The following is a 25,641-nucleotide window of genomic DNA, read 5'->3' as shown; positions in this document are numbered from 1 at the left end:
CTTCAGCTCAGGCATGGTTGTAATGAAGCAGCGTCCATTCATCGATAAAGACGCGATCGTTCGGATGCACCACCAGCGTCGTTGCCGGGTGCTCGATGATTGCGGGGCCGATCACCTCGTGGCCGGGCTCAAGCAGATCCATCTCGTAGAGATCCGCCCTGTGCCAGCGGCCGCCGATATAGGCTTCGCGCACGCCCTTGTGGGCGGATTGCGGATCGGCGCTCCCGAGAGGCCGCCTGACAAGCACCGGCTTGATCTTTTCGGCAGTGGCGATGACGCCGAGTTCCATCAGGGAGAAGCCCGCCTCGCCGTATTTCGAAACGCGGTGATTGGCCTTGGCATAGACCTCCTCGAACTGCGCCAGCACCGCGCGCATGTCGTCGGGACCGTTGATGGACGCAAGCGGCGCAATGACTTCGACGTCCTCCAGCTGGCCGGTGTAACGGGCCATGAAGAAGGGGACGGTCCTGATCTTTTCCCGCGCATGGCCGTCGGTCAGCATCTCGTCGACGGCGGCCTTTTCGAGGTCTTGCCACACCCGGGTGACCTGCGCGCCGGCTGCAGCGAGCCTGTCGTCCGAGGCGCGGGCGCCGATATCGATCTGGGTCGACACCGAATGCCGGCGCATATAATCGGCCGTCGTACAGCCGAAGGCGGAGAAAGCGGCGGCGAACTGGAACGTGATGATGTCCTTGAAGCCGATGCCCCTCGAGCAGCCGGCAAGATGCAGCGGGCCCGAGCCGCCGTAGGAAAGAAGCGTGAACTCGGAAGGATGGATGCCCTGGCCCGAGATAACGCGTCGCAGCGCGTTATTGGCGTCCTGCTCCAGCATCTCGATCATGCCTTCAGCCGCTTCCTCTACACCGACCCCGAGCACGTCCGCGCATTTTTCCTTGAAGGCCGCGCGCGCCTTCTCGACCTCGAGCACCACCTTGCCCCCGAGGAAGTAATACGGGTTCAGCCGGCCGAGGATCGCATCGCAATCTGCGATGGTCGGCTCCGTGCCGCCCTTCGCGAAGCAGATCGGACCGGGATCCGCGCCGGCGCTTTCAGGTCCGAGCGACACCTTCCTGGTCAGCGGGTCGACCTTGAGGATCATGCCGGCACCCGCCCCTATCGTGTCGAGATGGAGTGTCGGCACATTGAGCTTGAAGCGGTCCATCAGCGGCTCGTTCTCGATGCGGGTCTGGCCGCGCGAGATGACGCCCATGTCGAAGGAGGTTCCCCCCATGTCCGAGCAGATCAGCGAGTCATTGCCTATGAGCTTGCCGACATAGGCTGCCCCGAGAATGCCGCCGATCGGCCCGGAAATCATCGTCTCGTGGAGGCGCGGATGGTTGATCGACGTCAAGCCTCCGAAAGAGAGCAGCGTCTGCACGCCGTATTTGAAGCCGTATTTGTGCGAGGCCTCCTCGATTCCCTTGAGCTGCTGGCGGCCGCGCGACGTCGCATAGGCTTCGATCAGCACCGAGTTCAGCCGCGACTGTTCCCGGATCACCGGGCGCACCTCGTGGCTGGTATAGACATTGATCTCGACACCGGCGGCGGCAACCTCCTCGCGGCAGATCTCGGCGATGCGCTTCTCATGCACCGGATTGACGTGGCTGAAGATCGTCATGATGCAGATCGCGTCGACCTTGTCGCGGATCAGCGCACGGGCCGCGGCCGTTACCTCGTGCTCGTAGAGCGGCAGCACGATATCGCCGAAATGGTCGATGCGTTCGGTAACGCCATGGGTGCGGCGGCGCGGCACCAGCGGATCGGGGTGGGCGTGGGTGACCGCATGGAGCCGGTCGGCATAGGAATAATCCGCCCAGGCCTGCAGGCCGCGGCCCATCAGCACCATGTCCTCCATGCCTTTGGTGGTGATCAGGCCAAGTTTACGACCGGTGCGGGAGAGCAAGGTGTTGAGCATGCCGGTACCGGAATAGAGCACCACGTCGAGACCGGAAAAAAGACTGTCGAGGGAGATACCCCAGGCGTCCGCCGCATCGACAGCGGACGAAATGAAGCCTTCGGCCTCGTTTTTCGGCGTGGTCGCGGCCTTGCCGATCTTGAAGTGCCCGTTTTGATCGACAAGGATGGTGTCGGTCATCGTGCCGCCCGCGTCGATGCCGATCACGATTGGGTTTTCCAAGGTCTTACCTCCATGGCTTTGCTGATGGAGGAAACCTAGGTGGGAATTTTCGGCCGGGAAATGTGCCAAAAGGCACAATGACCGGCGGGGGGAACAGTGCTAGACGAACTTATGAGCGGCGATGGGTTCTGGAAGATCTTGGCGCAAGCGATCGGCGCCACCGGTACCGACAGGCATGTCGACCGGCTGATCGACATGATCGGAGCCGTGGTGCCGCAGAATCTGATCACGGTCACCCGTTATTCCGCCACCCGCAAGCCCGAATTCGTCAAGCACCGCGGTTACTCCGACGAGATGGTGGCTCGTTATCTCGATACCTATTATGTATTCGATCCCTTCTATGCCTATTGGCGTCTGAACAGGCGCGCAGGGATCGTGCCTCTCAAGAGCCTGGCGGACGACGCCCCCAAGCGCGGCCGCTACATAGCGGAGTTCCTGGCGCAATCCGAAATCTGCGACGAGGTCGGCATCCTGCTGGAAGACGGAGACGACTGGTGCCTAGGTATTTTTCTCGACCGCTCCACATCGATGTTCAGCGATGGCGAGGTCGCGGCTCTGCGCAGCCGTTTTCCGGTTTTCGAAGCACTGCACGCAACCGATACCCGCACGCGCGACCCCGATCTGAGGCGAACCAGCACGCCCGAAGCCATGGGGGAAGCACCGGTGAGTGCCGTCCAGGCCTCGCTGATCCTGTGGCCGGATCTGACGGCACGGGAGCGCGAACTCGTCGCCCTCATTCTGCAGGGGCACCCTAACGCGACCATCGCGTCCAGGCTCGGGATTGCCCCGGGCACGGTCAAGAACCACCGGGCGCACATCTATGAAAAGCTCGACATCACGACGGAGCGCGAACTCTTCCTGCAGGTCTTCCAGCAATACCGGCTGTCGTGAGGACCTGCCGTTGGATCACGCGCGCCCGACGGCGCTTCGAATTCGATCCCTGGTAAAAGGCAGATCGTAAAGGCGCTTGCCGGTCGCATCCCTGATCGCGTTGGCGACGGCTGCGGCGGCCGGGCCCTGGGCCGCCTCTCCGGTGCCGAGGAAAGGTTCCCCGGGACGCTCGACGATGTGGACCTCCACGCTTTCCGGTACACTGGCGAAACGCAGGATCGGATAGCTGGACCAATCGGTGCTGGTGATCCTGGTCCGGTCAAAGGCGACGGCCTCGTAGAGCGTCCAGCTGATCGCCTGCAAAATTCCGCCTTCGGTCTGATTGCGGATGCCGTCCGGATTGACGATCTCGCCGCTGTCGATGGCCGAAACGGCGCGGACCACATGAACACGGCCCGTTTCGGGCTCGACATCCACCTCCATCGCCACCGCCAGATAGGCGGCAAGGTTCTTGTAACGGGCGAAACCGAAGCCGCGTCCGCGATTGCGGGGCATTTGCGCCTTGTCCCAGCCGAAGCGCTGCGCCGCCAGCTCGATCACGGCACGGGCTCGCGGGTCCTCCATGTGGCGTAGCCGGAATTGGACCGGATCCGCTTCGGCGATCAGCGCCAGCTCATCGATCGTGCTTTCGATCGCGAAGACGTTGGCATAGGCCCCAAGCGCGCGAAGCGCCGATACGCGGAGCGGCATTTCGGCCAGGAAATGCCAGAGCACGCGCTTGTTCGGGATCACATAGAGCGGATTGGCATTTCGGTCGCCGTTGCCCGACGGACTGATATTGAGCTTGGCAGGCTTCGGCTGGAAGGCTTCGGCCTTGTGGCGCGCCGCCAGGAGCGCACCGGCTCCGCCCGGACGGGTGGAGTGGGTATTGCTCCAAAGGTCATAGGCCCAGCTGGCGATCCTGTCCCGGTCGTCCAGTGCTGCACTGATCTTCATGAGCATCGCAGGACCATAGGGCTCCCAGCTGTGCTCCTGCTCCCGCATCCACTGCACCCGGATCGGCTTGCCCGGCAGTTTGCTGGCGATGAGGGCCGCATCCGCAGCCGCGTCATCGGCGCCATTGTGGCCGTAACAGCCCGATCCTTCCATATGGACGACGTGGACCTTGTCTTCCGGAATGGCCAGCATCTCGGCGATCGCCGCCCGATCGGGAAAGACACCCTGCGTGTGTGACCAGACCTCCAACGCCCCGTCCGCGTTCATCCGCGCGACGGCGCAGGACGGGCCGATCGAGCCGTGGATCTGATAGGGCCGGCTAAACGTCGCCTCGAAGACCTTGCCACCGGACGAAAGCATGCCGGCCTCGGCGACCGTCCCCACCTCGCTCTCGAGTCTTTGCAATTCCGCCGGCAGGTCGGTCTGGTCGGGGAGCGTCTCGCTTTCCTGCCACCGCGCGGCCGCCGCCAGCGCCCGCATGGCGTTCACCGCCTGGAACTCTTTCGAGGCCACCACCGCCAGGAAATTGCCGTCGCGCACGACCGACACGACTCCCGGCAGCGACTCGGCGGCGCTCGCATCCACCTCCGATAGTCTGGCAGCCGGGCTCGGCGGGCGCACGACGCGCGCATGCAGCATGCCCTCCAGGCGAAGATCATGAACATAGGCCGCCTCGCCCGTCACCTTGCCCGGGATGTCGACGCGCGGCAGTGTTTTGCCGATCACGCGGAAAGTGCCAGGCGGCTTCAATGCCGATTGCGGCTGGGCTTCCACGTGCAGCATCTGTCCGGAAACGAGCTCGCCGTAGGTCGCCCGCCGTCCGTCTTTTGCCAGCACCGCCTTGTTTTCCGCCCTGAGTTCCGTCGCCGCCATGCCGAAGCGCCTGGCAGCTTCGGCCAGAAGCAGGGCCCGCACCTGCGCTGCAGCGTTCCTGATGGCGGTACCGCTGTTTTGCATCGACTGGCTGCCGGCCGTGAACCCTTCATTCGGGGTTCGGCCGGTGTCGGCCGTTATCAGCCGGATCTCCGCGGGGTCGACTTCGAGCTCCTCGGCGGCAACCTGCAACAGGGCCGTTCGAATGCCCTGCCCGAGTTCCGCCTTGCCGGTGAAGACCGTGACCGAATTGTCGGGATCGATGCGTATCCATGAATCGAGGAAACGCTCCTCGTCAAGGCTGCCCGGCAGGGACACCGGCGCAGCCGGCGGCATTGCCGGCGGAAGCTCTTGGGCAAATGCACGGCCGAGCGAGAAACCGACGACGAGCCCGCCGGCGCCTGCGATGACGCTGCGGCGGGTGATTTCTTCCTGAAACAGGCCCATCAGCCGGCCCTCCCCTGATCAGTGGCACGCAGCGAGGCGGCCTGCATCAGTTCGCCGGCGCGCCGGATCGCCGCGAGAATCCGCATATGGGTGCCGCAACGACAAAGATTGGTCGCAAGCGCCTCGCGGATGTCCTCTTCGCTCGGTTGCGCGTTGCGGCGCAAAAGCGCATGCGCGCTCATCATCATGCCCGGGATGCAATAGCCGCATTGCGCCGCCTGCAGCTCGATGAACGCCTCCTGCAGCGGCCCCGGCGCGTCGATCGTACCCAAGCCCTCGATGGTGGTGATCTCCCGCCCGTCCAGCAGCATGATAGGCACCATGCAGGAAAGCACCGCCTCGCCATCGACGACCACGGTGCATGAGCCGCACTGCCCAAGTCCGCAGCCGTATTTGGCCCCGTTGAGCGCCAGTTCGTCACGCAGGACGTAAAGCAGCGGCGTCGCCGGATCTGCCTCGATCTGATGCGGGCTGCCGTTGACTGTCAGCGATACCATCTTCAATCCTCCTCGGCGCCGACATGGTGCGGCGCCCTTTCAATGCCGTCAGAGGGCCGGATTGCCACCTTGTAGGTCCCGGAACGGGTTCTGGCCGTCTGCTCGACGAGCCCGGCCCAGGGTGGCTCCTCCGAGAACCGCTCGCGCATGTAGGCAAGGAGATCGGCCACCTGCTGATCGCTGAGCAGATGGCGGAAAGCCGGCATCACTGCGCTCGCTTCGCCATCGGCCGGCGGAAGGCCGAACAGCACCACGTTGACGATGTTTTGCGGGTTCGGCGCATTGACGGCGGTGCTGAGTTGGAAATTCAGCCCTCCGAAGGGCTGACGCCGCTCGCTCTCGTGACAGCTTGCACAGGCGGCAAGATAAATTGCTTCGCCGGGCTGGCCGCCCACCACGCTGGCCGGTGCGCTCTGGCTGTCCGCCGCCTGCTCCGGGCGCTGCCCTCCAAAAGCCTCGCGCAACTGTGCCGCCCTTTGCTCGCGTTCCGGCGTCGGGGCGCCCATGATCGACATTACATAGGTGGCGATCGCCGCGATATCGCTGTCCGGCAGGAAGGCGAGATTGCCCGTCACCTCGGCCATGGGCCCGCGCGAAACGCCATGGAATTCGTGCCAGCCGTTGCGAAGATAGAAGGCGAGGCTTTGCTCGTCCCAGGGGATCGGCGCCTTCGACTCCGTGTTGATCGCATAGGCCTGCCAGCCTTCCGCTTCGCCGCCGCCGAAATGCCGGTCGCGGTCTTCGGCGCCAAATGGGTTGCGGGGCGTATGGCAGGCGCCACAGTGGCCGAGGCCCTCGACAAGATAACGCCCGCGGTTCCAGGCCTCGCTCTGGCCGGGATCCGGCTCCCGCTCGCCGCCGTCGAGGAAAAGCAGCTTCCAGCCGGCAAGCAGGGGCCGGAACTGCAGGGGAAGCGGAAGGTCGTTTTCCGGCGCCTCGGCTTTCACTGCAACACGCGTCATGAGGAATGCGTAGAGGGCGCGATTGTCGTCTGCCGAAACACGCGTGAAGTGCTCATAGGGGAACGCCGGGTAGAGGTGACTTCCCTCCCGGTCGACACCTTCCCTCATGGCGCGCTCGAAGGCCGCCTCGCTCCAGCCGCCGATGCCCGTTTCGCGATCAGGGGTGATGTTGGTGGAGTAGATCGTGCCGAAGGGGGTGGGCAATGCAAGGCCGCCGGCAAATGCCGGTCTCCCAGGCACGGTGTGGCAGGCGATGCAATTGCCGAGCGCCGCCAGTTGCGCGCCCTTGGCAACCAGCTCCGGAGCAAAGCGCGCCTCCGCCGCCGCGGTGTCTTCGGGTAACTCCGAACGCCACGCAAATAAAAGGAAACCAGCAACAGCCACAAAGATGACCGCCGCGATGCCGATCGCCACCCTCAAAGCTCGCATCGGGAATCTCCGCCGATTTGGGGAAACGCCGCAATTGCCGATGTGTTCCAAGCGGCTTTGATGTTTGCCCGACGTAAACGCTGCCCCGGAACAGAAGCGCGCGCCTGTGGTTACACAGCAGCAATCAGAGGAGTTCCCAAGATGAGCAAGACCAATGTCGAGCAAGCCCAGAAGGACGCACGAAAACAGGCCGAGAAGACGAGCGCCGGGGGCCATTTGGGTGGCGCGTATTACGGACAGGAGCCGGATGCCAAGACAGCGACGACGGTGAAGAAGAGGGGCGACAAGGCAAGGCCGAACGATGGCCGGAATTAGCTTTTGCCGCGACTGAGGGAGGTCCCGATGTCCGTCTATCAGCGGCTTCCGGAAAGACCCGTGCCGGGCGCCATGGTCGTGAAACTCTACCACTCCGGCGACGCCGTGCGGGGATATGTGCGAAAGGTCACCGACCCCTCCGAGGATGACGTCATCTTTCCCGGAGAAGAAATGGAGGCCGAGTCGGCCTTCAGGTTAGCGGCAAGCCACAGCGAAGCGTCGGTCCCGATCTATGTCGAGCTCGTGGAGGACGTCGAATGGGATCCGTCCTGGGGCACGTTGACCGGCTGATATCGACAGAGTCACGCACGGCCGTCGGCGGTAATCCCTGAGCGCAGCTCCCGGAAGGTGATCGAATAGCGCAGGCGCTCTACCGGCGGGATGGAATGCTCCCATTCGGATCTCGCACTGCCGGAGAGGAGATATGCCGAGCCCGGCTCGAGAATGACGGAAGCCCGCTCCCATTTGCCGATCCGCTTTCGGCGCAACCTGAATGTGCAGGAAGCCAGCAGCGATATCCCGACGACATCGCCGAACACCGCCTTGTCCCTGTGCCAGCCGATCGGGGCCCCGACATCATATTCGGTGACCAGTGCCTGCTGGAGTCCCTCCGCCGGCAGTCCGGAAAAGTCGGCCGCCAGTTGCCTGAGCGGCAGAAGCAGCGGGGGAATGGCATCGATCTTCCGGACCGCCTCGGTGTCGAAGTCGTACTTCCAGCCGAATGAAACCACACGCCTCCTGCCCTCGTAGCCGTGAAAGTCGAAAGGCTTGAAGGGAAGCCCCGGCAGCGCCTCCAAAAGTACCTCCTGGAGCTTCTGCGGAACGATACCCGCCTGGTAGCGGAAGCCCTCGGGCAGATTGCCGGGCGGGTTTCCGAATAGGTCTCCTTGCATTGAAGCACCTCGCATTCGGGACGCAAGCCTGCCACCGATATTGGAGAACATTCGAAAGGCTCGCACGTTCCCCGAAGCGCCAAGCGGGAGTTTACCGCCCGGCCTGGGGGAGAATATCAACCAGCCGGACCGGACGCAGGCCTCTCGCATCCACGCCCACATCGAACTGCCGCGGGATCGGCTTCAGCCTGCCATGGGAGTGCCCGTGCAGATTGATCGACTTCTTTCCCATCTGGTTCCATGTCCGGAACGGATAATGGCAAAGGACGAGCAGCCGCCCATCGACCATCAGCTCCGCATAATGCTGCACGCTGTGCCAGCCGCTCGCCCCGGTCGTGTCGATCGGGTCATTGTTGCCTACGATGAGGTGCTTGCGGCCGTTCAGACGGGATAGCAGATCTTCGGCAAGCCCGGTTCTCTTTGCCGCGAAGTCGCCAAGGTGCCAGACGTCGTCTTGCGGCGAGACGGTTTCGTTCCAATTGGCGATCAGGGCGGCATCATGTTCGGCCATATTGGAAAACGGGCGGCGGTCGATGCGAAGCACACGCGGATCGCCGTAATGCGTGTCGCCCGTGAAATAGATCATCTCGCCAATCGCTGTCCCTGCCCGGCCGCCGCGGTCGTGCCGCATGCGAACAATCTTCGGAACATTCATCCGATTGCCGGGTTCTGGCAACCCCTGCCGCCTCGCGCGACTGACCTGCCCCGCTCCGCGGCGCGAGATGCCGCGGCTGATGCAAACCGAGAGGGTGTGCTCATGCCATCGCCCCACCGAACGCCTAAGGCGGCACCCATCCCGCCTGCCGGCTCAGCGCTGATCCTGCTGAAGATCAACGGCGTCGATTATTCCCTGTCGATCGACCCACGCACCTCTCTGCTGGACGTTCTGCGCGAGCATTTGAGCCTTACCGGGCCCAAAAAGGGATGCAACCAGGGCGCCTGCGGGGCCTGCACGGTTTTGGTGGACGGTCAGCGCGTCCTGTCCTGCCTGTCGCTGGCGCTTCAGCTTGAAGGCCGGGAGATCACCACGATCGAAGGCATTGCCAATGGCGAGCTTCAGCCGCTTCAGGCCGCATTCATAGAGCATGACGGTTTCCAATGCGGTTATTGCACCCCCGGGCAGATCTGTTCGGCGATCGGAATGTTCCAAGAATTTCAAAGCGGCTTGCCGAGCGCCGTGACCGGGGACATGGCCGCGGCTACGATCGAATTCTCGGACGCCGAGATCAAGGAACGCATGAGCGGAAACCTCTGCCGTTGCGGGGCTTATGTCGGCATCTGCGAGGCGATCCACAGCGCATTTGACCGCGAGGTGGCGAAATGAAGAGCTTCGCCTATGCGAGAGCGACTGATCTGGAAACCGCCGTGCAGCTCCTCTCCAAGACGCCGAATGCGAAGTTGCTCGGTGGCGGCACCAACCTTGTGGACCTGATGCGCGAGAACATCGAACAGCCGGACGCGCTGGTGGATGTTACCGGGCTGCCTCTGGACCGGATCGAGGAGCGGCCGGATGGCGGCCTTGCTATCGGTGCGACGGTGCGGAACACCGCGGTCGCCGGTCATCCGGTCGTGCGGGACCGCTATCCGCTTCTGGCCCAGGCGATCGTGTTCGGAGCATCTGGCCAGATCCGCAACATGGCGACCGTTGCGGGCAACCTCATGCAGCGAACGCGTTGCCTCTATTTCTACGACCACGCGGCGCGCTGCAACAAGCGTGCACCGGGAGCGGGATGCGATGCGATCGGGGGCTTCAATCGGATGCACGCGATCCTCGGAGCCTCGGACAGCTGCATCGCCACGCATCCGTCCGATATGTGCGTCGCCCTGGCGGCTCTCGATGCGAAGGTGAACGTCGTCGGGCCCAGCGGCGCGCGGACGATTGCCTTCGAGGACTTCCACCGTTTGCCGGAGCATACACCCCATATCGAGACCGACCTGCAGCCCGGCGAACTTATCACCGGCATCGAGATCCCGCCGCTCGGCTTTGCCAGGCGCTCGCTCTATCGGAAGGTCCGGGACCGCGCGAGCTATGCTTTTGCCCTGGTCAGCGTGGCCGCCGCTCTGGAGATCGACAGCGGCAAGGTCAGGAACGTCCGTCTGGCGCTCGGGGGCGTGGCGCACAAGCCGTGGCGGGCTACCGAAGCCGAGCGCGTCCTGGCGGGAGCGAACGCTGGTGCCGAGAGCTTCAGACAGGCGGCGGAAGCCGAACTCGCGCCGGCAAGAGGCCTCGCCCATAACGCCTTCAAGGTCGAGTTGGCGAAGCGCACGATCGTCGGCGTGTTGGGCGAATTGGCCGGAGGGTAAGATGAGCGTCCTGCAGAAGCTTATGGAAACCGTCGTCCAGTTTATGCCCGACAAGGCGCCGGACCCGCTTATCCACAAACACGGTTACCTCGGCACGCCCGTCAGCCGCGTTGACGGGCAACGGAAGGTGAAGGGTGAAGCGCGCTTCGCCGCGGAATTCGAGATCGAAAATCTGGCCTATGCCGTTCCGGTCTGCAGCACGATCGCCAAGGGGAGGATTGTCGGAATCGACGCCTCCGATGCCGAGAGGAGTCCAGGCGCCATAACGATCGTCACCGCCGAAAACGCCCCGAAGATGAAACGACCGCCACTCATGGACGTAAGGCACATGGACAAGGGGTTCGCGGCTAGTGATCTCGCTGTTCTGCAGGACGACGAGATCAGTTGGAATGGGCAGCCCGTCGCGGTTGTCGTTGCCGAAACGCTCGAACAGGCGGAGCATGCGGCTTCGCTCGTGCGCGTCGACTATGATGAGAAAGCAGCGCGGGTTTCGTTCGCGGACCTCAAGGCGGAAGCGACCGTGCCGTCCGCCGTCCTGGGCGAAGATCCCGAACTCGAGATCGGCGACCCTGAGAAGGCTTTCGCGGCGGCGGCATTCAAGGTCGACAATCTCTACCGGACACCGCACTACAACCACAACGCCATAGAGCCGCATGCGACGATCGCCGCCTGGGACGAAGACGGCCGGTTGACGGTTTTCGATTCGACCCAATTCGTAAACGGCTGCAAGCACGCACTCGCCGGCATGTTTGGCCTCAAGGGGGACGACGTGCGCGTCATCGCGCCATTCGTCGGCGGGGGCTTCGGCGGCAAGGCCGCCTTGTGGAATCACACCGCGCTCTGTGCGGCGGCGGCCAAAGTCGCCAATCGCCCCGTCAAAATGGCGCTCGCTCGCGAAGACGTTTTCCGCCTCATCGGCGGCCGCACGCCTTCGGAACAGCGCGTCGCGCTCGGCGCCGATGAGGATGGAAAATTCGCGGCGATCATTCACACCGGGGTGACGGCGACGACGACCCACGCCAAGTATCCCGAGCAATTTTCATTGACTCCGCGGCATCTCTACGCCTCGCAGACAATGTCCGTCGGTCAGAAGGTCGTCGATCTCGATACCGTCGCCAACACATGGATGCGCGCGCCGGGGGAATCGATCGGCACTTTCGCTCTGGAATCGGCCATAGACGAACTCGCCTACGCGATGAAGATCGATCCGGTCGAACTTCGCCGCTTGAACGAGCCCGAAAAGGATCCCACGAAAGGCACGGAATTTTCGAGCCGTCATCTCGTCGAGGCCTATCGGCGCGGCGCGGAAAGGTTCGGCTGGAGCCGGCGGCCGGCCGAGCCGTGTTCGCAGCGCGATGGAAATTGGCTGATCGGACAAGGCGTGGCGACGGCCTATTACCCGGTCTTCCGCTTTCCCGCCGCAGTTCGCCTTCGCATTTCCGCCGATGGCAGCGCACTCGTGCAAGCGGCGGCGAACGAAATGGGCATGGGAACCGCGACGGTGCAGATTCAGCACGCAGCCGACCGTCTCGGCCTGCCGCTGGAGATGGTTTCATTCCGCTATGGAGACTCCGCCCTGCCGGACTCGCCGATCATCGCCGGCGGCTCGAGCCAGACCGGCAGCATCGCCGCGGCGGTGCAGGTGGCCGTCGAAAAGATCCATCGCGAACTCATCAAGCTCGCCGGTAACGGCTCGCCGTTGGCAGGTGCAAACGTAGAGATAGAGGCACGCGACGGCGGGCTTTTCCTGTCCGGCGAGGGAAGCAAGGGCGAGACCTATGCCTCGATCCTGAAGCGCGCCGGCCGTGATTTCATTGAAGTGCAAGAGACGTCGGGAATGCCGTTCGAGGTGATGAAGTACTCCATGGCCTCCTACGGCGCGCAATTCTGCGAAGCTCGCGTCAACCGGGAAACTGGCGAAGTGCGGATCTCGCGCTGGCTCGGCTCCTTCGATTGCGGCCGGATCCTCAATCCGAAAACGGCCGTCAGCCAGCTTCGCGGCGGGATCGTCATGGGGATCGGCATGGCTCTCGCGGAGGAAACCTTGCTCGACACGCGCCGCGGGCGGATCATGAATCCGTCACTCGCCGAATATCATGTTCCGGTGCATCTCGACGTGCCGCATATCGAGGTCATCTACAACGACATTCCCGACGAACATACGCCGCTTGGCGCACACGGGGTCGGCGAAATCGGCATAACGGGCGCAGCTGCGGCAATTGCGAATGCCATCTTTCACGCGACGGGAAAACGCATTCGCGATCTGCCGATAACGCTCGACAAGCTGCTATGAGAGCGCTTTCGGAACGACGCACTTTTCCTCGGAAGAGCCTTAGCCCCGTCCATCCCGGATCATCGAAAAATAGTCGTCGAACCCGACCTGGCCGCCCTTCAGAGCGACCTCCATGCCGTCCACCCTCGGATCGGCGCTATGCGCGGTGCAGAGAGGCGATCCCGGCGACTGCGGAAGCGGCAGCCGCAATGTAAGCGCGTCGACAGAAAGCTGGCCAAGGGCGTGGCTCGACGTATCGCCCCCGGCGATCACAGCGCGGCGGAGCCCGGCCCGCGTCACCAGTTCTCTCAGCAGCGATCCGAGCCGTTCGCCGATCCGGTGACGCGAGCCATCCTCCAGAGGAATGGCTTCGCCCCGATCGGCAGAGGGGCCGAGTGCGGTATAGAGAATGATACTCCGGCCCTTCTCCAGACAGGCAAGCCCCCGCGCAACGGCATCCTCGAATGCCGAGCCGGCATCCGTCGCCGCGAGTGCGACTGCATCGAGCCCTATCCCCTCGAAACCGTTCTCCATCGCATGACGGATTTGCCGCTCCGTGGTCGGAGAGACGCTGCCCGAAACCACCGCGATCCGGTCGACCGGTCCGGGCGGCGCGAATGCCGGCGCTTCGCCGAGCAGGCCAAGGCGACGCCATTCGCGAACGAGCGCATATTCGATGCCGGACGAACCGCAGACGAATTGCCCTTCCGCCGCTCGCGTCCGCCAGAGCTGGCGCCCGACGACGGCCTGGCTCCCCTCATCCGCGACATCGAGAAGGACGAGTTGGTGATCCGCGAAAGCCCTGTCGGCGAACGCGTCCACGTCCGGCGATGCGAGTTGCACGAGGTCTACAAGTGCCGCGCTGAGCGATGTCTGACGCGAAAGGTGAAGGCGGATATCCGCCTCGTTCATCGGGGTTACCGGATGCCTGCTCATCACCGGATGCCGGTCTATGCGGTAGGTTTCGCCGCGAAAGGCGGCGAACAGATTGCCGAAGGCGGTGTAACGGCGGATCTGCGGCGCGCCGATGACCAGCGGTACCGGCGCGGCGCCGAAGACATCCCGCCCGATCTCGATCGCCTTGCCTATGTTGCCGACACCGGGGCTCGAATCGAAGGTCGAGCAAACCTTATAGTGGGCGATCTCCGCCTTCAGCGCCTTCAGCCACAGAAAGGCCGGAGGAAGGTTTTCCGCCATCCAGCCCGGTGTCTGGCTGCGGCTGGTGCCCGCGAGCCCAAAGGCCCGGCAATGGCCGAAGCGCTCGAAGAGCGAAGGCTCAGGCACCTTGAGAAACAACGCGGTTTCGACCCCGTGGGAGGAGAGTGCCTCCATCACGTCGGTCGAGCCGGTCAGATCGTCGCCGTAGTAGCTGAGCAAGGGAATGTGCATTGGGGTCTCCGGTCGCGCGGAAGTCAGGCGCCCTTGCCGTCGGCGAATTTCTCGAGCGATTGCGCCAGTTCGGGGTGATCCCTGGCATAATCCGCTAAAGGGATCCCGGCGACTGCCGCCTCCCAAGCCTGGCATACGGCCCTGACGCCGGCGCCGGGTCCGCCCGGATGGCTGACGATGCCGCCGCCGCAGAGATAGAGCAGATCGGTCGTATGCCCGGTCCGTGCATAGGTCTCGGGCACCTGTCCGCCCCATTGACCCGACGCCACGACCGGCAGCGGACAATCTTCCTTGGAAAAGAGCGGCGTGCTCACGGCCTCGAAGGACTTCACGAAGCTCTCGTCAGGTTCCCAGTATTTGACGCGGATGCCGTTGATCTGGAACTGGTCGACCCCGAGGAGGCGCCAGAATTGCTGCCAGACAGAGAACTCCATTCCCAAGCCGCCATGACGCGTGAGAATGTCCCAGCCGTTGCGATGGGCGTGGAGAACGAGGCCGGAGCGCTTGCGCAGGAAAGCGACGCCGCCCATTCCGACGGAATTGATGTTGACGACCGCCGCATTGCCGCCGGCCGCGACCACCAGATCGTGGTTTCGCATCATCTCATCCGGATCGGTGTGGGATATGCCGAAGGCATACATCACCTTCTTGCCGGTCTTCTGCTCGTGGTCGAGGATTCTCGGCATGATGGCTGCAATCCGCGCGCTCAGCGGCGAATAGGCCGGGCTCATCAGCTTCTCGTCGTCCTTGATGAAATCCACCCCGGAGGAAAGCAGGTCGCCGACGAGCATCGCCGTTTCCTCGGGCCGCAAACCCAGCGCCGGCTTGACGATCGTCCCGATGATCGGACGGCCTTCGACACCGGTCAGGCGCCGGCTGCCGGCAACACCGAACTGCGGCCCCGGATGCGCCGCCGCGAACTCCGGCGGGAGCTTCATATCCACGATGCGGATGCCGGTCATTCCCTTGATGGAATAGACGCCGCCGATCGCAATGGTCATCAAGGCGGAAAGATCCGTTCCTACCGCATCGAGCGGGAAGGCAATCTCCGCATCGGCCCGGTTGAAGCGCGTGGCACCTCCCGCCTCGTCCGGCCATGAGGCTCGATCGGCGGGTTCGAGGTGGCGGATAGCCACTACGCGCGCGGCCGCCCGCGCCTTCAGCTCTTCGCTTTCGCCCGGCACCGGCACGAACGTTCCGGTCGACTGGTCGCTTGCGATCTTTCTCGCCAGGACTTCGACATCGCCCGGGGTCTCGATGCGGTAGGTGATGCGTATCACGGCAGCGCTCTTTGCATTCGATTCAGTAGCTTCTCTCGCGCAACTGGTATAATGAGTATCTGAGTTAGGCAAGAGAAATCTCGCCTGCCGGAAGAAACCTGCCTATAGAGAATGATCCGCAAGCTGCTGGAGTTCACATGGTCATGCAATCCGAGCCCATCATCCGCAGGAAACTTTCCGACGAGGTGTTTGCGCGGCTGAAGGCGTTGATCGAAACCGGCGAGCTGCAACCGGGAGATGAGATGCCCTCCGAGCGGATGCTGATGGAGCGCTTCCAGGTGGGACGCCCGGCCATTCGCGAGGCGATGCAGGCGCTTGCCAATATGGGGCTGATCGAGATTTCGCATGGCGAGCGGGCCAAGGTGCTGCAGCCGACGGCGCGGTCGCTGCTTCGGCAGGTGGATGCCGCGGCCAAGATCATGCTCGCGGCCTCCTCGGATTCGCTGGAACACCTGAAGAGCGCGCGCATCTTCTTCGAACGCGGCATGGCGCGGGAGGCGGCAAGCAGGGCCGAAGCCGGCGATATCGCGGCGCTGGAGGAAACCTTGAAGCGGCAGCAGGCGGCACTCGAGGATCCCGATGCCTTCATTGCCGCGGACATGGCGTTCCACACCCGCATTGCCCAGATTTCCGGCAATCCGATATATACCGCCGTCAGCGAGGCGATGCTCGGCTGGCTCAAAGAGTATCATACGGAAATGCTGATCTGGACCGGCCGGGAGAACGTGACCCTCACGGAACACGAGGAAATCATCGATTGTATCCGCCGCGGCAATCCGGACGAAGCCGAGCAGGCGATGATCAGACACCTCGAGCGCTCACGCACGCTCTATGCCCCGAAGGGCAGGTAGACAGAAAGCTTCTCGCCCGGCTGCAGAACCGCTGATCAGGCGGTTCGCGTGCGACCGAAAGCGCGCAACAGCAAATTCACCGAAACCGCGATCTTGTCGATATCCGGAACGTCCCGGGAATAGCGCCCGGTGTAGAGCTTGATGATCATCTTGTCCCGCTCGAATCCACGCAGGTCGTAGTGAAGATGAAGGTAGTAACGCTGCTTGTCGCCGGTGCGGGTGATGTCCCCGCGCCGCTGCGTTACCTGCTTCAGATCCGCTTCGAGCGGCGCGAAGCCTTCGATGTGCAACCTGACCTTGGTCGATTTGAACCGCGTTTCCGTCGAAACCGCCACCACCGCCTTGTCCAGCGAGAGGCTCACGAGGCGGCCCCCGACGCCATCCACATCCACCGGCTCGTCGAGCTTGAACGCCTGCAGCAGGCGCCGCGGCTTCTCGAAGCAGATAAGCGAGGCGATGATCAGCACCACGATGTTGATGCCCGACCAAAGCGCAGCAATGGCCGAGAACGAACCCTCTACCCGCGCCGTCTCCGGAACGATGTTGATCAGGAGGCCCAGCGCGGTAACCACGATGAAGCCGGCGATCCAGGTGAAAGTATAGGCGTCGAAGACGTTCTCCTCGTTGCTGCTGCCCTTCGGGGTCACCTTGAATGGCTTGCCGAAGGGCCTGACCAGACTCGAAAGGACGGTCGGCAGCATGCGGAAGGTCGAGAAGGTACCGACGGCGGTGGAAACCACCGGAAGGTAGCGCGTCGGCGTGAGCCAGAACATCAGCAGGAAATAGGCCGCGAGCAGGGGCACCTGGTTCGAGACATAATCGGCGACATCCGTGAAATAGAGCGGCAGGGCGCCGAACCACAGATAGATTATGGGAATGAGAAGCACGATGAAGCGGACCAGATATTGCACCAGCCACGACATGGGCAGGAACATGACGCGCTGAAAGAGCGAGAGACCCGGCCCGCGCAAGGGGCCGTTGTGCAGGTAGAGCGTCTGGATACCGCCTTGGCACCAGCGCTCGCGCTGGACGAAATAGCCGGTGAGATTCTCGGCCGCCAGACCCATCGAAAGGCGCTCGTTGAGATAGCGCGTCTTGAAACCCCTGTTGAGCATCGACAACGTCGTCAGCAGATCCTCCGTGATCGACTCGGTCGGAAATCCGCCGATGGCGTCTACGGCCTTGCGCCTTGCGATCGAACAGGAGCCGCAGCAGAAGCTGACGTCCCAGCCGTCCCGGCTGGGGGCGATCTCGTCGAAAAACAAGCGTTGCTCATCGGGCCATAGGTTCTCCAGTCCGAGATTGGACTGGATCGGATCGACGTTGAAGAAGTGCTGCGGTGTCTGCACGATGCCGATGGTATCGTCCATGAAGAAAGGCAAGGTGCGCCGGAGGAAACTGCGATAGGGCACGAAATCGGCATCGAAGACGGCGATGAAATCGCCTGAGCTGACGCGCAATCCGTTGTTCATGTTGCCGGCCTTGGCATGCGCGTTGTCGCTGCGCGTGACATGGATCGCCCCGCGCCCCTCGCAGAACGTCCTGAGCCAGTCGCGCCGGCCGTCATCGAGCACATAAACCTTCAGCTTGTCCTTGGGATGATCGAGCGCAAGCGCCCCGACGATCGTCCGTTCCAGTACGTCGAGCGGCTCATTATAGGTTGGTATGAAGACGTCGACCGTGGGAAGTTCCCGTTCATCCCGCTCAAAAAACTGCCGCTCCAGCCGATCCCCCTCGGCACTGCGGTCGACGTAGCGGCTCATCAGGATGAGGAAGAGCACCACCTCCGCAAAGGCGAGGAACTCGACGATGAAGACGAACCAGACCCAATAGAAATTGGCACCGTCGTTCGGATAGGGCAGAACGGTCTCGGTGAACCGCCAGATCAGGTAACGCAGCGCGAAGGCAGCGACGACCGCGCAGGTGACCGCGCGCGACCAGCTCCTGTGGCGCGGCCAGTTCAAAGGCCCGAGGAGAAAAAAGGCGATGACGAGTAAGGTCGGCGCCAACGCTAGAAGAGACTGAACCACAAGCTTTGAACCCACTGGGCCAGGTGAAGGCTGCGCTTGGAGAAACGGACCTGGGCCGTTCGCCCGACCTGACAGAAATTCGCGAAATCGGTGTTGAGTGCCGACGGAGCGAGCGTGACGCGGATGCGGGCATTTCGCTCCTCTGTCTCCGGCTCGTTGGCGGCCAGCGTGTCCTTTTCCGCGACCGCGGACGATCCCTTGACTGCCTGCACGCGGCCTTGGAAGACATCTCCGCGCCCGAAGAGCCGGACCTCCGCCTCGCGGCCGGGATAGATCTCGTCATAATCGACTTCAGGAACCAGAATGTCGACGAACAGCTCGCGGCAGTCGAGGATGCGCATCATCTCGTTGTTCAGAACGACATTGGAACCGCTGACCACGTTGCGGCTCCACACGACGCCATCGAAGGGCGACGGGATCGTCGCGGCTTCGAGACTGAGAACCCGCCTCTCCTCCTCGGCTATCTGCTGGTCCGTCTGTTTTGCCCGTGCCTCGTTCTCCGCGATCCGCGTATTGAGATCGTGGATGCGGACGATCACCTCGTCCTGGCGCTGCCTGGAATAAGGCACGTCGTTCTGGCCGTCGCCGACGATGAATATGCCCTGACGCACGGCTTTGAGGCGTTGCTGCAGCAATTCCACGGTCAAATTGCTGATCTCGAGTTCGCCGCCGGCGGCCGCACCGGCGGCTTCCGCCGCCTCCACCATCTTGCGGGTGAATATCCCCTTGGCCTCGAGGTCCTGCCGCCGGACGAGGTCGACCCTCGCCACGACGTCCTGCGCGCGCGACACTTCGACCCTCTTCTGCAGGATCTGAACCTCGCGCTCCAGACTGGCGATGGTCGCGTTCCTGAAGATGTCGAGCCGCCCGGCAAGATCATCCCGCAATCGCGCGAGTTCATCCCGCTCCCGCCGCAGCGCCGCGACGCGCTCGACGGCGGTTCGATGATCGGTGCGCAGCGACGCCAGGATCGCTCTGTTGACACGCTGGTTACGGATCGTCGCGAGCGTTTCACCCTCTGCCACCGGCGTTCCGATCCGAGGCGCCGGTTTCTCGATCTCGCCGTCGATCGGCGCATTTATCACGGCAAGGCGTGCGTTTACCGTCCCATCCAGGCTGCTGTAGCCAGTCAACCCGGGCAGCAGGACGGCAATTGCAAGCGCCAGGAGGAGGATGCCGACGGTAATACGTGTGAGCCGATGATTGAGGATCATGTCAAATTACTCACTGGGGTCAGCCGGTTCGGCTGATACGCTGCTGCAACTCTTCTCGCGACGCCGCGCCCGAACTCAAGTCCGCCTCGCCGCATCCCGTCACGATTGAATGGTATTCTTTGCTGAGCAACCCTCAAATTTGCATGTTTCCGTGGTGAACTGCGCAAAACTTCGGCGAGTGACGGAGAGTGCCCGCATTACTCTAAGGTTTAAGGATAGCGCGCCGACGTTTTTTTGCGATAGGTCGGAACGCCGCTGGGCTTCCCCTAACAAGGGACGGGTCGCCCGGATCGCCTTCTTTCACGAACGACGGAGACAGAAATGGGACAAGCCGTACGAATCCCCACGAACGAGCGTCAAAGATTGCTTGCAGTCCGTTCGCTCAATTCAATCGGCAGCGCTCCCACGCCCGAACTCGCAACCCTGGCCGAGCTTGCCAAGGGCATCTTCGACGTTTCCTACGCCGCCATAAACATCATCGACGAAGACTGGCAGCGGATCGCCGGTCAGGCGGGCTTGAGGATCGGCGAATGCTCGCGCGAGATGTCCATATGCACGCGGGTCGTCTTCGCGGACGAACTCCTCATTATCCCGGATCTGGCGGAAGACCGTGAACTGAAAACGAGACCGTATGTGGTCGGAAGCCCGCACTTCCGGTTTTACGCCGGCGCGCCCGTCTATCTCGAGAACCTGCCCGTCGGCAGCTTCTGCATCCTCGATGGCCGGCCCAGGGATCTTTCCGACGAGCAGGCGCAGAACCTGCGCCGATTTGCGGCGGTCGCCAGTGCGCTTTTGAGCCTGCAGAAGGCGAATCTCGTCACGGGCCTCGCCCATAACCAATTACAGAATGCGGCCATCACCGATCCGTTGACGGGCCTGTTCAACCGCTCGGCCCTCTCGTCGATCGTCGACGGGGCTCTCCACCACGCGATTGCGGCGGGTCAGACCTTCGGGGCTCTTTATCTCGACATGGATGGATTCAAGGCGATCAACGACGAGCTTGGCCATCACGCCGGCGACGAGGTTCTGTACGAGGCCGCCAACCGGATTCGCTCGGTCATCAGAGCAGGCGACGTCGCGATCCGCATGGGCGGCGACGAATTCGCCGTTTTCATTCCAAATCCGCCCAATGCGCCGGCGCTCGCAGCGGTTTCGCAGCGGCTGGTCGCAGCCTTTCGCGAACCCTTCCAGGTAGACGGCAAGGCGGTCCTCGCACGCATCAGCATCGGCGGCGCCCTCGCCCCGTCCAACGGGCAGCAACGAGCGGAGCTGCTGAACAGCTGCGACAGGGCTCTCTACGCGGCAAAGCGTGACGGTCGCGACCGTTTCGTCGTCCTCGACGCCTGACGGAAAGGCAACGACAATGAGAGCTGCATGGTACGAGAAGAATGGCGCCGCCCGCGATGTCCTGGAGGTTGGCAGCCTTCCCGAGCCTATCCCCGGCCCCGGAGAGGTCCGCGTCCGCATACATGCGTCCGGCGTCAATCCGTCCGATGTGAAGGCCAGGGCGGGACGGCCCCTCATTGCCGGGAGAATGATCCCGCACAGTGATGGCGCGGGCATTATCGACGCCGTGGGAACGGGCGTCGCAGGCGAGCGCATCGGCGAGCGGGTATGGAGCTGGAATGCCGCCTGGCGGCGTTCGAACGGTACGGCTGCCGAATATGTGGTCCTTCCGCAGGATCAGGCGGTTCACCTGCCCGATAACGTATCTTTCGAGGAGGGCGCCTGCCTCGGCATTCCAGCGCTGACGGCACTTCGCGCGGTGACCACGGACGGAGCCGTATTTGGAAAAACCGTCCTGGTCACCGGAGGTGCGGGCGCAGTCGGCGCTTACGCCATTCAGTTCGCCAGGCTTTATGGCGCGGCGCGCATCGTCACGACCGTCAGTTCGTCGGAAAAGGCCGAAATCTGCACGCTGCTGGGAGCCGACCACACGATCAACTACAGAACGGAAGATGTCGTCGACCGGATAGGGGACATCACCAACGGGCGCGGCGTCGACCGAGTCATAGAGGTGGACGCCGCCACGAATGTCGAGATGCTGCCAGGCATCATAGCGCGGGACGGGCTTTGCGTAATATACGGCTCCAGCAAGCCGGAAATCTCATTCGAGTTCTTTCCGATGATCCTCGCCGGCGCTGCGGCGCGGTTCTTCATCGTCTATGAGATGTCGCCGGAAGTGCGCGAGCAGACCGTCGGCGCGCTGCAAGGGCAGCTGGCATCCGGGCTTCTCAGACATCATATCGCCGAAACATTCGCGCTGGACGACATCGCCGCAGCCCACGAGGCGGTCGAGAGCGGGAAACCGGTCGGCAACGTCATCGTTTCTCTCGCTCGGTAGGCCGCGGCAAGCCCGATGAAAACCGCGGCACCGGAGGCCGGGTGGTGCGTCCGTATCGGGGCCGACGTTCGAACCGTTCGGCTCACACGTACAATCGTGGAAGTGTTCTAAAAGCCTCTCGCCTGCAATTCCTAAAATGTGGCGCATTGAGTCGCGGCCCGGCAATCGAGCACGGGCGCGACATTGGCTTCGTCGGTGGCGATGCAAGCCTGACGCTGCAAGCCGCTGAAGTCCTTCGGATTTTCTTTTCAGGAAGCGAGCGCCGACTCGGCGCGGAAAAAATCCACTTCGATCGCGCAGAACGAAGTTGACAGAGGACAAATCTATGTCCAACATATATATACGCTGTCTTCTATTAGAAGACAATAGGCTGTTTGGAATTTTTTCAAAATGTCGGTTCGACCCTTATCATCGGTGCTCAAGACCCTCGCAGCGTTCGAGTGCATCGCCGCTGCACCGGAGCCGCTGCGCCTCGTCGACATCGCGCGCCAACTTGGCGAAGCGCGGGGTGCGGCCCATCAGCGCCTCGTTACCCTCGTGGAAGCCGGATGGATCGAGCAGACGCCCGACGGCCGGTATCGCTTGACGCTTCGCATCGTCGGGCATGCGGCAATGGCGCTCGAACAATCCAACCTCGGCGCGCGCTTTGCCGGCGTTCTGGAAGAGATGGTCACCCAGAGCGGTGAGACCGCCTCGCTCGCCGTTCTCGACGGAAAATCCGCGGTCATCGTTCGGCGGGTGGAGTCGCGAGGCGTTCTTCGCGCGGACCTTCGGATCGGAACGCAGCTCCGTCTCGATCGCACCGCATTCGGCCGGGTGCTCGTATCGTTCTCCCGTCCGGAAATAGTCGACCGTCTACGGGCGCAGGGCGTCGAACTGCCGGATGACCAGATCGTCGCCGAGGTTCGCCAGTGCGGCTACGCCATTTCGGAGGTCGAAGGGCCACGGACCGTATCGGCCGTCGCCGCCCCGATCATCGATGCGCAGAACGAATGCATCGGCGCGCTCGCGCTTTCCGGCCCGTTCACAGGTTTCGACACTGACAAGTGCGCCCGGATCGTCGTCGCAGCCGCGGCGGCAAGCGCCGCGCGCCTGCGAGGAGAACAATGAAATGAGCGCCCTGAAGAAACCTGCGCCGGGGTCGGAGGCTCACCGCATCGCGCGGCTGATGCGTTCGCCGGCCGACATCATGAAGCCAGAAAGGCTCGCCGCCATCCAGCCGTCGCGCATCAGCGCATCGCGCGCGCTGATGAGCCGCGCCGTCGGTCAACGCTGGCAGATCCTGTGCAAGCGCTTCGACATCGACGCCAAGGGCAACGGCGTCGCCGAATACCGCATCGACATCGGCGGCTGGCGCTTCAGCTTTCCCGTCTATTCATTCGAGCCCTCGCCGCACGGCCGTACGGGCCGCATCATCGGCCGGGCCTGGGATATGATGGGCGCTCTGGTCGAAGGCGACATGAGCGAGCGGGATTTCGAAACGACCCGAACCGAGCTTCCGAAGCTCTATGAGGGCCGCGCCACGCCAGGAACGCTGATCTGGTGCCGCTCCAACCGCAGCGGCCGGTTCTTCGAAGGCGCGAAGGCTGCGCTCCAGGCCGGCCGCCAGCCCAACGTCGCCGAGCTCGCTCAGACCTGCTATCTGATGCGCAATACCGGCCTCGACGGCAACGGTACCTTCGGGACCAAGTCCTTCCTCGCCTATGGGGGCGATCACCCGCTCCGCTGGTCGCTCGCCGCCCAGATGCTCTGCGCCTATATGATGCGCGTCTTTGCCCAGGATCTCCTTGCCCATCTCGTCCGGCTTGAAGCCCCTGCAGCCCCGCAGATGGCGATCGAGCTCCGCCGCTTCCTCGGGGTCGGCAACGGCTCGGCGCTTGGCCTGATGCTCTTCGTCAACAACCACCCGCGCCTGATCGAGCGCTGGCTCTTCATCCGCGAGGAGGCAATCGCGCGCGCCAAGGCGCTCACGCCGGACGAAGCAGGCTCGGAGATCGCCAAGCTGCTGAGCCTTGTCGATAAAGCGATCACCTTCCGGTCCGAGGACCGCGTGCAGTACGAGAACGTCACGCGCTCCGAGGTCGTGGCGCGGGAACTCGGCGTGATCCGCGACGCCGTTGCGAATTTGCTTGCCCGCTGGCAGAGCGGCAGCCGCTTCGAAAGCGAGCCCTTTGCCGAGCTTGCTGCATCCCTCGAGTGCCGCGTCCATGCGGAAGCCATGGAAACCCTCCATTCCCTCCTCATAGAGCTCGTTGGCGAAGAGGCCGACCAGCTCGTGGAAGGTCTGGTCATCGATGAAGAGCTGACGGGCCGGCCGGAAATGCCGGTCGCCCGGCTGCGCGAGATCCTGAGAAATGACTACGCCTGGACTTTCGGACTCGATCTCGATATCGAGCCCGGAAAGCGATACGTCTGGTACAAATCGGTTTCCGCCGAGGAGCCGCGCCGCGGCCCCGCTGCGGAAGTCGGCGAGAATGTCGTCAATCTCGGCCTCGACCTGCCACGGCTCGTGGTTGCCCTCGACCGCGACCTCGCCGGCGCCGATCCGACCCTCAGCACGGCCCGCTTCCTGCTTGCGCATCCCGAACACCGGGCGATCGCCACGCGCGTGCAGGCGCTTGCCGGCACCGGCCTCCACTCGCCGCATGCCGACATCATGAGCGGGGCCTTCACCCCCGCCCATATCACCCGCCTTCTCAATGTCGGCATCCACGGCATCGACAAGACCCGCGATTTTCTCGACCGCAACCTGCGCGGCGTTCTGTTCCACGGCGCGCCCGTTCCGGAGGACATTGCTGCCGGCAGCGCCGACGACCTGTGGTTCTACCCTTCGGAGCCGTGCCTATGAGTTCCTGCCAGTCCAACCTTCCTTCGACCCTCACCGTAAGCCTTCGCGAACTGCGAATGGTCTTCGAGCGGCTGATACAGGTCACGCGGCTCGATGCGGGTCTCGTACCCTCGCTAAGGGATTGCGCCCTTTATTCCGCAGCGCTCGGCCTCGGCGGCTTCGCCCGGCTGGCTCACAACCTCGAGGCGGTGCGATCGGCAAATCCGCATGCGCTGAGCCTAACAGCGGACGCCGAGCGCCTCATTGTCGACTGCGGCGGGCAGCACACATGGATCGCCGCCGATGCGGTGCTCGATCTCGCAGCGGAGCGTCTGCGCACGCAGGGCTCGGGGGCGGTCGAGGTCCGTAACGCCACCGAGATCGGCGAACTGAGGATCGTCGAGGCTCTTGCGCAGCGTTTTGGACTGCAGGCCGAGGTCGCGATCGACGAGACCGCCGGCTCTGCCGAGATCGTCGTCTCGCCCGCCCCGAAGGCAATGGATGCCACGGTTCTCGAAAGAATCAGGCGCGACGGGCTGACCGTCGATGCGGCTCTCTGGTGGCAGCTGTTCCACCGGTCCGCCGAAGCGCTCGCGCCCGATTCCTACCTGTCGCGCCGCCACGCCGGGCCGATCATCGTCGAGGCCGATGGCAAGGTCATCGGGCGGCAGGACGAGGACGAGACGGACCTGTCCCTGCTCATCGCCGGCGCCGCGGACCACGGCACGACGGCAATCAATAACTGAGATG

22 protein-coding genes are annotated in these 25,641 nt (G+C 63.4%); 12 read left to right on the top strand and 10 right to left on the bottom strand.

The window, feature by feature from the left end:
* Window positions 1-7: 7 nt before the first annotated feature.
* The gene (locus ACTJKL_RS19315; protein ID WP_275598769.1) at window positions 8-2,137 is read right to left on the bottom strand and encodes a hydantoinase/oxoprolinase family protein; all 2,130 of its coding nucleotides are present in this window, start codon (window positions 2,135-2,137) and stop codon (window positions 8-10) included.
* A 111-nt stretch (window positions 2,138-2,248) separates the two neighbouring features.
* Between ACTJKL_RS19315 and ACTJKL_RS19310 the strand changes: the two genes are divergently transcribed.
* Entirely contained in the window at window positions 2,249-3,028 is a 780-nt protein-coding gene (locus tag ACTJKL_RS19310; RefSeq protein ID WP_100672365.1) for a helix-turn-helix transcriptional regulator, read from the top strand.
* Window positions 3,029-3,043: 15 nt separating this feature from the next.
* Here the strand turns inward: ACTJKL_RS19310 and ACTJKL_RS19305 are convergent, their stop codons facing one another.
* The 3 genes from ACTJKL_RS19305 to ACTJKL_RS19295 are packed head-to-tail and all read right to left on the bottom strand — an operon-like array spanning window position 3,044 to window position 7,172.
* The gene (locus tag ACTJKL_RS19305; protein ID WP_440853567.1) at window positions 3,044-5,284 is read right to left on the bottom strand and encodes a xanthine dehydrogenase family protein molybdopterin-binding subunit; all 2,241 of its coding nucleotides are present in this window, start codon (window positions 5,282-5,284) and stop codon (window positions 3,044-3,046) included.
* Window positions 5,284-5,781, bottom strand: coding sequence for a (2Fe-2S)-binding protein (locus ACTJKL_RS19300; RefSeq protein WP_275598767.1), 498 nt, complete (start codon window positions 5,779-5,781; stop codon window positions 5,284-5,286). Before ACTJKL_RS19300 ends, ACTJKL_RS19305 begins: the two co-directional genes overlap by 1 nt.
* Window positions 5,782-5,783: 2 nt before the next feature.
* Window positions 5,784-7,172, bottom strand: a complete 1,389-nt coding sequence (locus ACTJKL_RS19295) for a c-type cytochrome (RefSeq protein WP_440853566.1) — start codon at window positions 7,170-7,172, stop codon at window positions 5,784-5,786.
* 141 nt (window positions 7,173-7,313) lie between these two features.
* On the opposite strand from ACTJKL_RS19295, the gene ACTJKL_RS19290 reads away from it, so the two are divergent.
* On the top strand, window positions 7,314-7,487 hold the full coding sequence (locus ACTJKL_RS19290) for a hypothetical protein (RefSeq protein ID WP_440853565.1): 174 nt from the start codon (window positions 7,314-7,316) through the stop codon (window positions 7,485-7,487).
* 27 nt (window positions 7,488-7,514) lie between these two features.
* Window positions 7,515-7,778 (top strand): hypothetical protein, encoded by a 264-nt coding sequence (locus ACTJKL_RS19285; RefSeq protein ID WP_440853564.1) that lies wholly within the window; start codon window positions 7,515-7,517, stop codon window positions 7,776-7,778.
* Window positions 7,779-7,789: 11 nt separating this feature from the next.
* Here the strand turns inward: ACTJKL_RS19285 and ACTJKL_RS19280 are convergent, their stop codons facing one another.
* The gene (locus tag ACTJKL_RS19280) at window positions 7,790-8,380 is read right to left on the bottom strand and encodes an alpha-ketoglutarate-dependent dioxygenase AlkB (protein WP_440853563.1); all 591 of its coding nucleotides are present in this window, start codon (window positions 8,378-8,380) and stop codon (window positions 7,790-7,792) included.
* Window positions 8,381-8,471: 91 nt separating this feature from the next.
* Window positions 8,472-9,011 carry a metallophosphoesterase family protein gene (locus tag ACTJKL_RS19275; RefSeq protein WP_198516735.1) on the bottom strand — a complete coding sequence of 180 codons (540 nt, stop codon included), beginning with the start codon at window positions 9,009-9,011 and terminating at the stop codon, window positions 8,472-8,474.
* Window positions 9,012-9,137: 126 nt separating this feature from the next.
* On the opposite strand from ACTJKL_RS19275, the gene ACTJKL_RS19270 reads away from it, so the two are divergent.
* The 3 genes from ACTJKL_RS19270 to ACTJKL_RS19260 are packed head-to-tail and all read left to right on the top strand — an operon-like array spanning window position 9,138 to window position 12,977.
* The gene (locus tag ACTJKL_RS19270) at window positions 9,138-9,704 is read left to right on the top strand and encodes a (2Fe-2S)-binding protein (RefSeq protein ID WP_440853562.1); all 567 of its coding nucleotides are present in this window, start codon (window positions 9,138-9,140) and stop codon (window positions 9,702-9,704) included.
* A complete protein-coding gene (locus ACTJKL_RS19265) occupies window positions 9,701-10,684 on the top strand; it encodes an FAD binding domain-containing protein (protein ID WP_440853561.1) in 984 nt (327 codons plus the stop codon). Before ACTJKL_RS19270 ends, ACTJKL_RS19265 begins: the two co-directional genes overlap by 4 nt.
* A gap of 1 nt (window position 10,685) precedes the next feature.
* Entirely contained in the window at window positions 10,686-12,977 is a 2,292-nt protein-coding gene (locus ACTJKL_RS19260; RefSeq protein ID WP_440853560.1) for a xanthine dehydrogenase family protein molybdopterin-binding subunit, read from the top strand.
* Between the two features lie 39 nt (window positions 12,978-13,016).
* Here the strand turns inward: ACTJKL_RS19260 and ACTJKL_RS19255 are convergent, their stop codons facing one another.
* The gene (locus ACTJKL_RS19255) at window positions 13,017-14,345 is read right to left on the bottom strand and encodes a four-carbon acid sugar kinase family protein (protein WP_440853559.1); all 1,329 of its coding nucleotides are present in this window, start codon (window positions 14,343-14,345) and stop codon (window positions 13,017-13,019) included.
* 23 nt (window positions 14,346-14,368) lie between these two features.
* The gene (gene oiaX / locus ACTJKL_RS19250; RefSeq protein WP_440853558.1) at window positions 14,369-15,625 is read right to left on the bottom strand and encodes a 3-oxo-isoapionate-4-phosphate decarboxylase OiaX; all 1,257 of its coding nucleotides are present in this window, start codon (window positions 15,623-15,625) and stop codon (window positions 14,369-14,371) included.
* A gap of 137 nt (window positions 15,626-15,762) precedes the next feature.
* Here oiaX and ACTJKL_RS19245 point away from each other — a divergent pair, with 137 nt between their 5' ends.
* Window positions 15,763-16,476 carry a transcriptional regulator NanR gene (locus ACTJKL_RS19245; protein WP_338283198.1) on the top strand — a complete coding sequence of 238 codons (714 nt, stop codon included), beginning with the start codon at window positions 15,763-15,765 and terminating at the stop codon, window positions 16,474-16,476.
* Window positions 16,477-16,511: 35 nt separating this feature from the next.
* Here the strand turns inward: ACTJKL_RS19245 and ACTJKL_RS19240 are convergent, their stop codons facing one another.
* Both ACTJKL_RS19240 and ACTJKL_RS19235 read right to left on the bottom strand, forming a co-directional pair.
* Window positions 16,512-18,506 (bottom strand): glycosyltransferase family 2 protein, encoded by a 1,995-nt coding sequence (locus ACTJKL_RS19240; protein WP_440853557.1) that lies wholly within the window; start codon window positions 18,504-18,506, stop codon window positions 16,512-16,514.
* The gene (locus tag ACTJKL_RS19235) at window positions 18,488-19,720 is read right to left on the bottom strand and encodes an HlyD family secretion protein (RefSeq protein WP_275598758.1); all 1,233 of its coding nucleotides are present in this window, start codon (window positions 19,718-19,720) and stop codon (window positions 18,488-18,490) included. Before ACTJKL_RS19235 ends, ACTJKL_RS19240 begins: the two co-directional genes overlap by 19 nt.
* A 321-nt stretch (window positions 19,721-20,041) precedes the next feature.
* Between ACTJKL_RS19235 and ACTJKL_RS19230 the strand changes: the two genes are divergently transcribed.
* The 5 genes from ACTJKL_RS19230 (at window position 20,042) to ACTJKL_RS19210 (ending at window position 25,637) form a co-directional block, all read left to right on the top strand.
* Window positions 20,042-21,067 (top strand): diguanylate cyclase domain-containing protein, encoded by a 1,026-nt coding sequence (locus ACTJKL_RS19230; RefSeq protein ID WP_440853556.1) that lies wholly within the window; start codon window positions 20,042-20,044, stop codon window positions 21,065-21,067.
* 16 nt (window positions 21,068-21,083) lie between these two features.
* Window positions 21,084-22,064, top strand: a complete 981-nt coding sequence (locus ACTJKL_RS19225; RefSeq protein ID WP_440853555.1) for an NADPH:quinone reductase — start codon at window positions 21,084-21,086, stop codon at window positions 22,062-22,064.
* A gap of 390 nt (window positions 22,065-22,454) precedes the next feature.
* Window positions 22,455-23,174: an IclR family transcriptional regulator gene (locus ACTJKL_RS19220; RefSeq protein ID WP_127711541.1), complete on the top strand. Its 720-nt coding sequence runs from the start codon at window positions 22,455-22,457 to the stop codon at window positions 23,172-23,174.
* 1 nt (window position 23,175) lies between these two features.
* Entirely contained in the window at window positions 23,176-24,912 is a 1,737-nt protein-coding gene (locus ACTJKL_RS19215) for a hypothetical protein (RefSeq protein WP_440853554.1), read from the top strand.
* Window positions 24,909-25,637, top strand: a complete 729-nt coding sequence (locus tag ACTJKL_RS19210) for a hypothetical protein (RefSeq protein WP_127711537.1) — start codon at window positions 24,909-24,911, stop codon at window positions 25,635-25,637. Before ACTJKL_RS19215 ends, ACTJKL_RS19210 begins: the two co-directional genes overlap by 4 nt.
* Window positions 25,638-25,641 lie beyond the last annotated feature (4 nt).

The organism is Sinorhizobium sp. 22678, assembly GCF_052044265.1.
Lineage (GTDB): Bacteria > Pseudomonadota > Alphaproteobacteria > Rhizobiales > Rhizobiaceae > Sinorhizobium > Sinorhizobium meliloti_A.
This window is presented reverse-complemented; position numbering and strand designations above follow the sequence as displayed.

What these genes read in the sequence shown, in the direction of transcription:
- ACTJKL_RS19310 (WP_100672365.1), top strand. Translation starts at nt 2,249, where the DNA reads ATGAGCGGCGATGGGTTCTGGAAGATCTTGGCGCAAGCGATCGGCGCC.
- ACTJKL_RS19305 (WP_440853567.1), bottom strand. Translation starts at nt 5,284, where the DNA reads ATGGGCCTGTTTCAGGAAGAAATCACCCGCCGCAGCGTCATCGCAGGC.
- ACTJKL_RS19300 (WP_275598767.1), bottom strand. Translation starts at nt 5,781, where the DNA reads ATGGTATCGCTGACAGTCAACGGCAGCCCGCATCAGATCGAGGCAGAT.
- ACTJKL_RS19295 (WP_440853566.1), bottom strand. Translation starts at nt 7,172, where the DNA reads ATGCGAGCTTTGAGGGTGGCGATCGGCATCGCGGCGGTCATCTTTGTG.
- ACTJKL_RS19290 (WP_440853565.1), top strand. Translation starts at nt 7,314, where the DNA reads ATGAGCAAGACCAATGTCGAGCAAGCCCAGAAGGACGCACGAAAACAG.
- ACTJKL_RS19285 (WP_440853564.1), top strand. Translation starts at nt 7,515, where the DNA reads ATGTCCGTCTATCAGCGGCTTCCGGAAAGACCCGTGCCGGGCGCCATG.
- ACTJKL_RS19280 (WP_440853563.1), bottom strand. Translation starts at nt 8,380, where the DNA reads ATGCAAGGAGACCTATTCGGAAACCCGCCCGGCAATCTGCCCGAGGGC.
- ACTJKL_RS19275 (WP_198516735.1), bottom strand. Translation starts at nt 9,011, where the DNA reads ATGCGGCACGACCGCGGCGGCCGGGCAGGGACAGCGATTGGCGAGATG.
- ACTJKL_RS19270 (WP_440853562.1), top strand. Translation starts at nt 9,138, where the DNA reads ATGCCATCGCCCCACCGAACGCCTAAGGCGGCACCCATCCCGCCTGCC.
- ACTJKL_RS19265 (WP_440853561.1), top strand. Translation starts at nt 9,701, where the DNA reads ATGAAGAGCTTCGCCTATGCGAGAGCGACTGATCTGGAAACCGCCGTG.
- ACTJKL_RS19260 (WP_440853560.1), top strand. Translation starts at nt 10,686, where the DNA reads ATGAGCGTCCTGCAGAAGCTTATGGAAACCGTCGTCCAGTTTATGCCC.
- ACTJKL_RS19255 (WP_440853559.1), bottom strand. Translation starts at nt 14,345, where the DNA reads ATGCACATTCCCTTGCTCAGCTACTACGGCGACGATCTGACCGGCTCG.
- ACTJKL_RS19245 (WP_338283198.1), top strand. Translation starts at nt 15,763, where the DNA reads ATGGTCATGCAATCCGAGCCCATCATCCGCAGGAAACTTTCCGACGAG.
- ACTJKL_RS19235 (WP_275598758.1), bottom strand. Translation starts at nt 19,720, where the DNA reads ATGATCCTCAATCATCGGCTCACACGTATTACCGTCGGCATCCTCCTC.
- ACTJKL_RS19230 (WP_440853556.1), top strand. Translation starts at nt 20,042, where the DNA reads ATGGGACAAGCCGTACGAATCCCCACGAACGAGCGTCAAAGATTGCTT.
- ACTJKL_RS19225 (WP_440853555.1), top strand. Translation starts at nt 21,084, where the DNA reads ATGAGAGCTGCATGGTACGAGAAGAATGGCGCCGCCCGCGATGTCCTG.
- ACTJKL_RS19220 (WP_127711541.1), top strand. Translation starts at nt 22,455, where the DNA reads ATGTCGGTTCGACCCTTATCATCGGTGCTCAAGACCCTCGCAGCGTTC.
- ACTJKL_RS19215 (WP_440853554.1), top strand. Translation starts at nt 23,176, where the DNA reads ATGAGCGCCCTGAAGAAACCTGCGCCGGGGTCGGAGGCTCACCGCATC.
- ACTJKL_RS19210 (WP_127711537.1), top strand. Translation starts at nt 24,909, where the DNA reads ATGAGTTCCTGCCAGTCCAACCTTCCTTCGACCCTCACCGTAAGCCTT.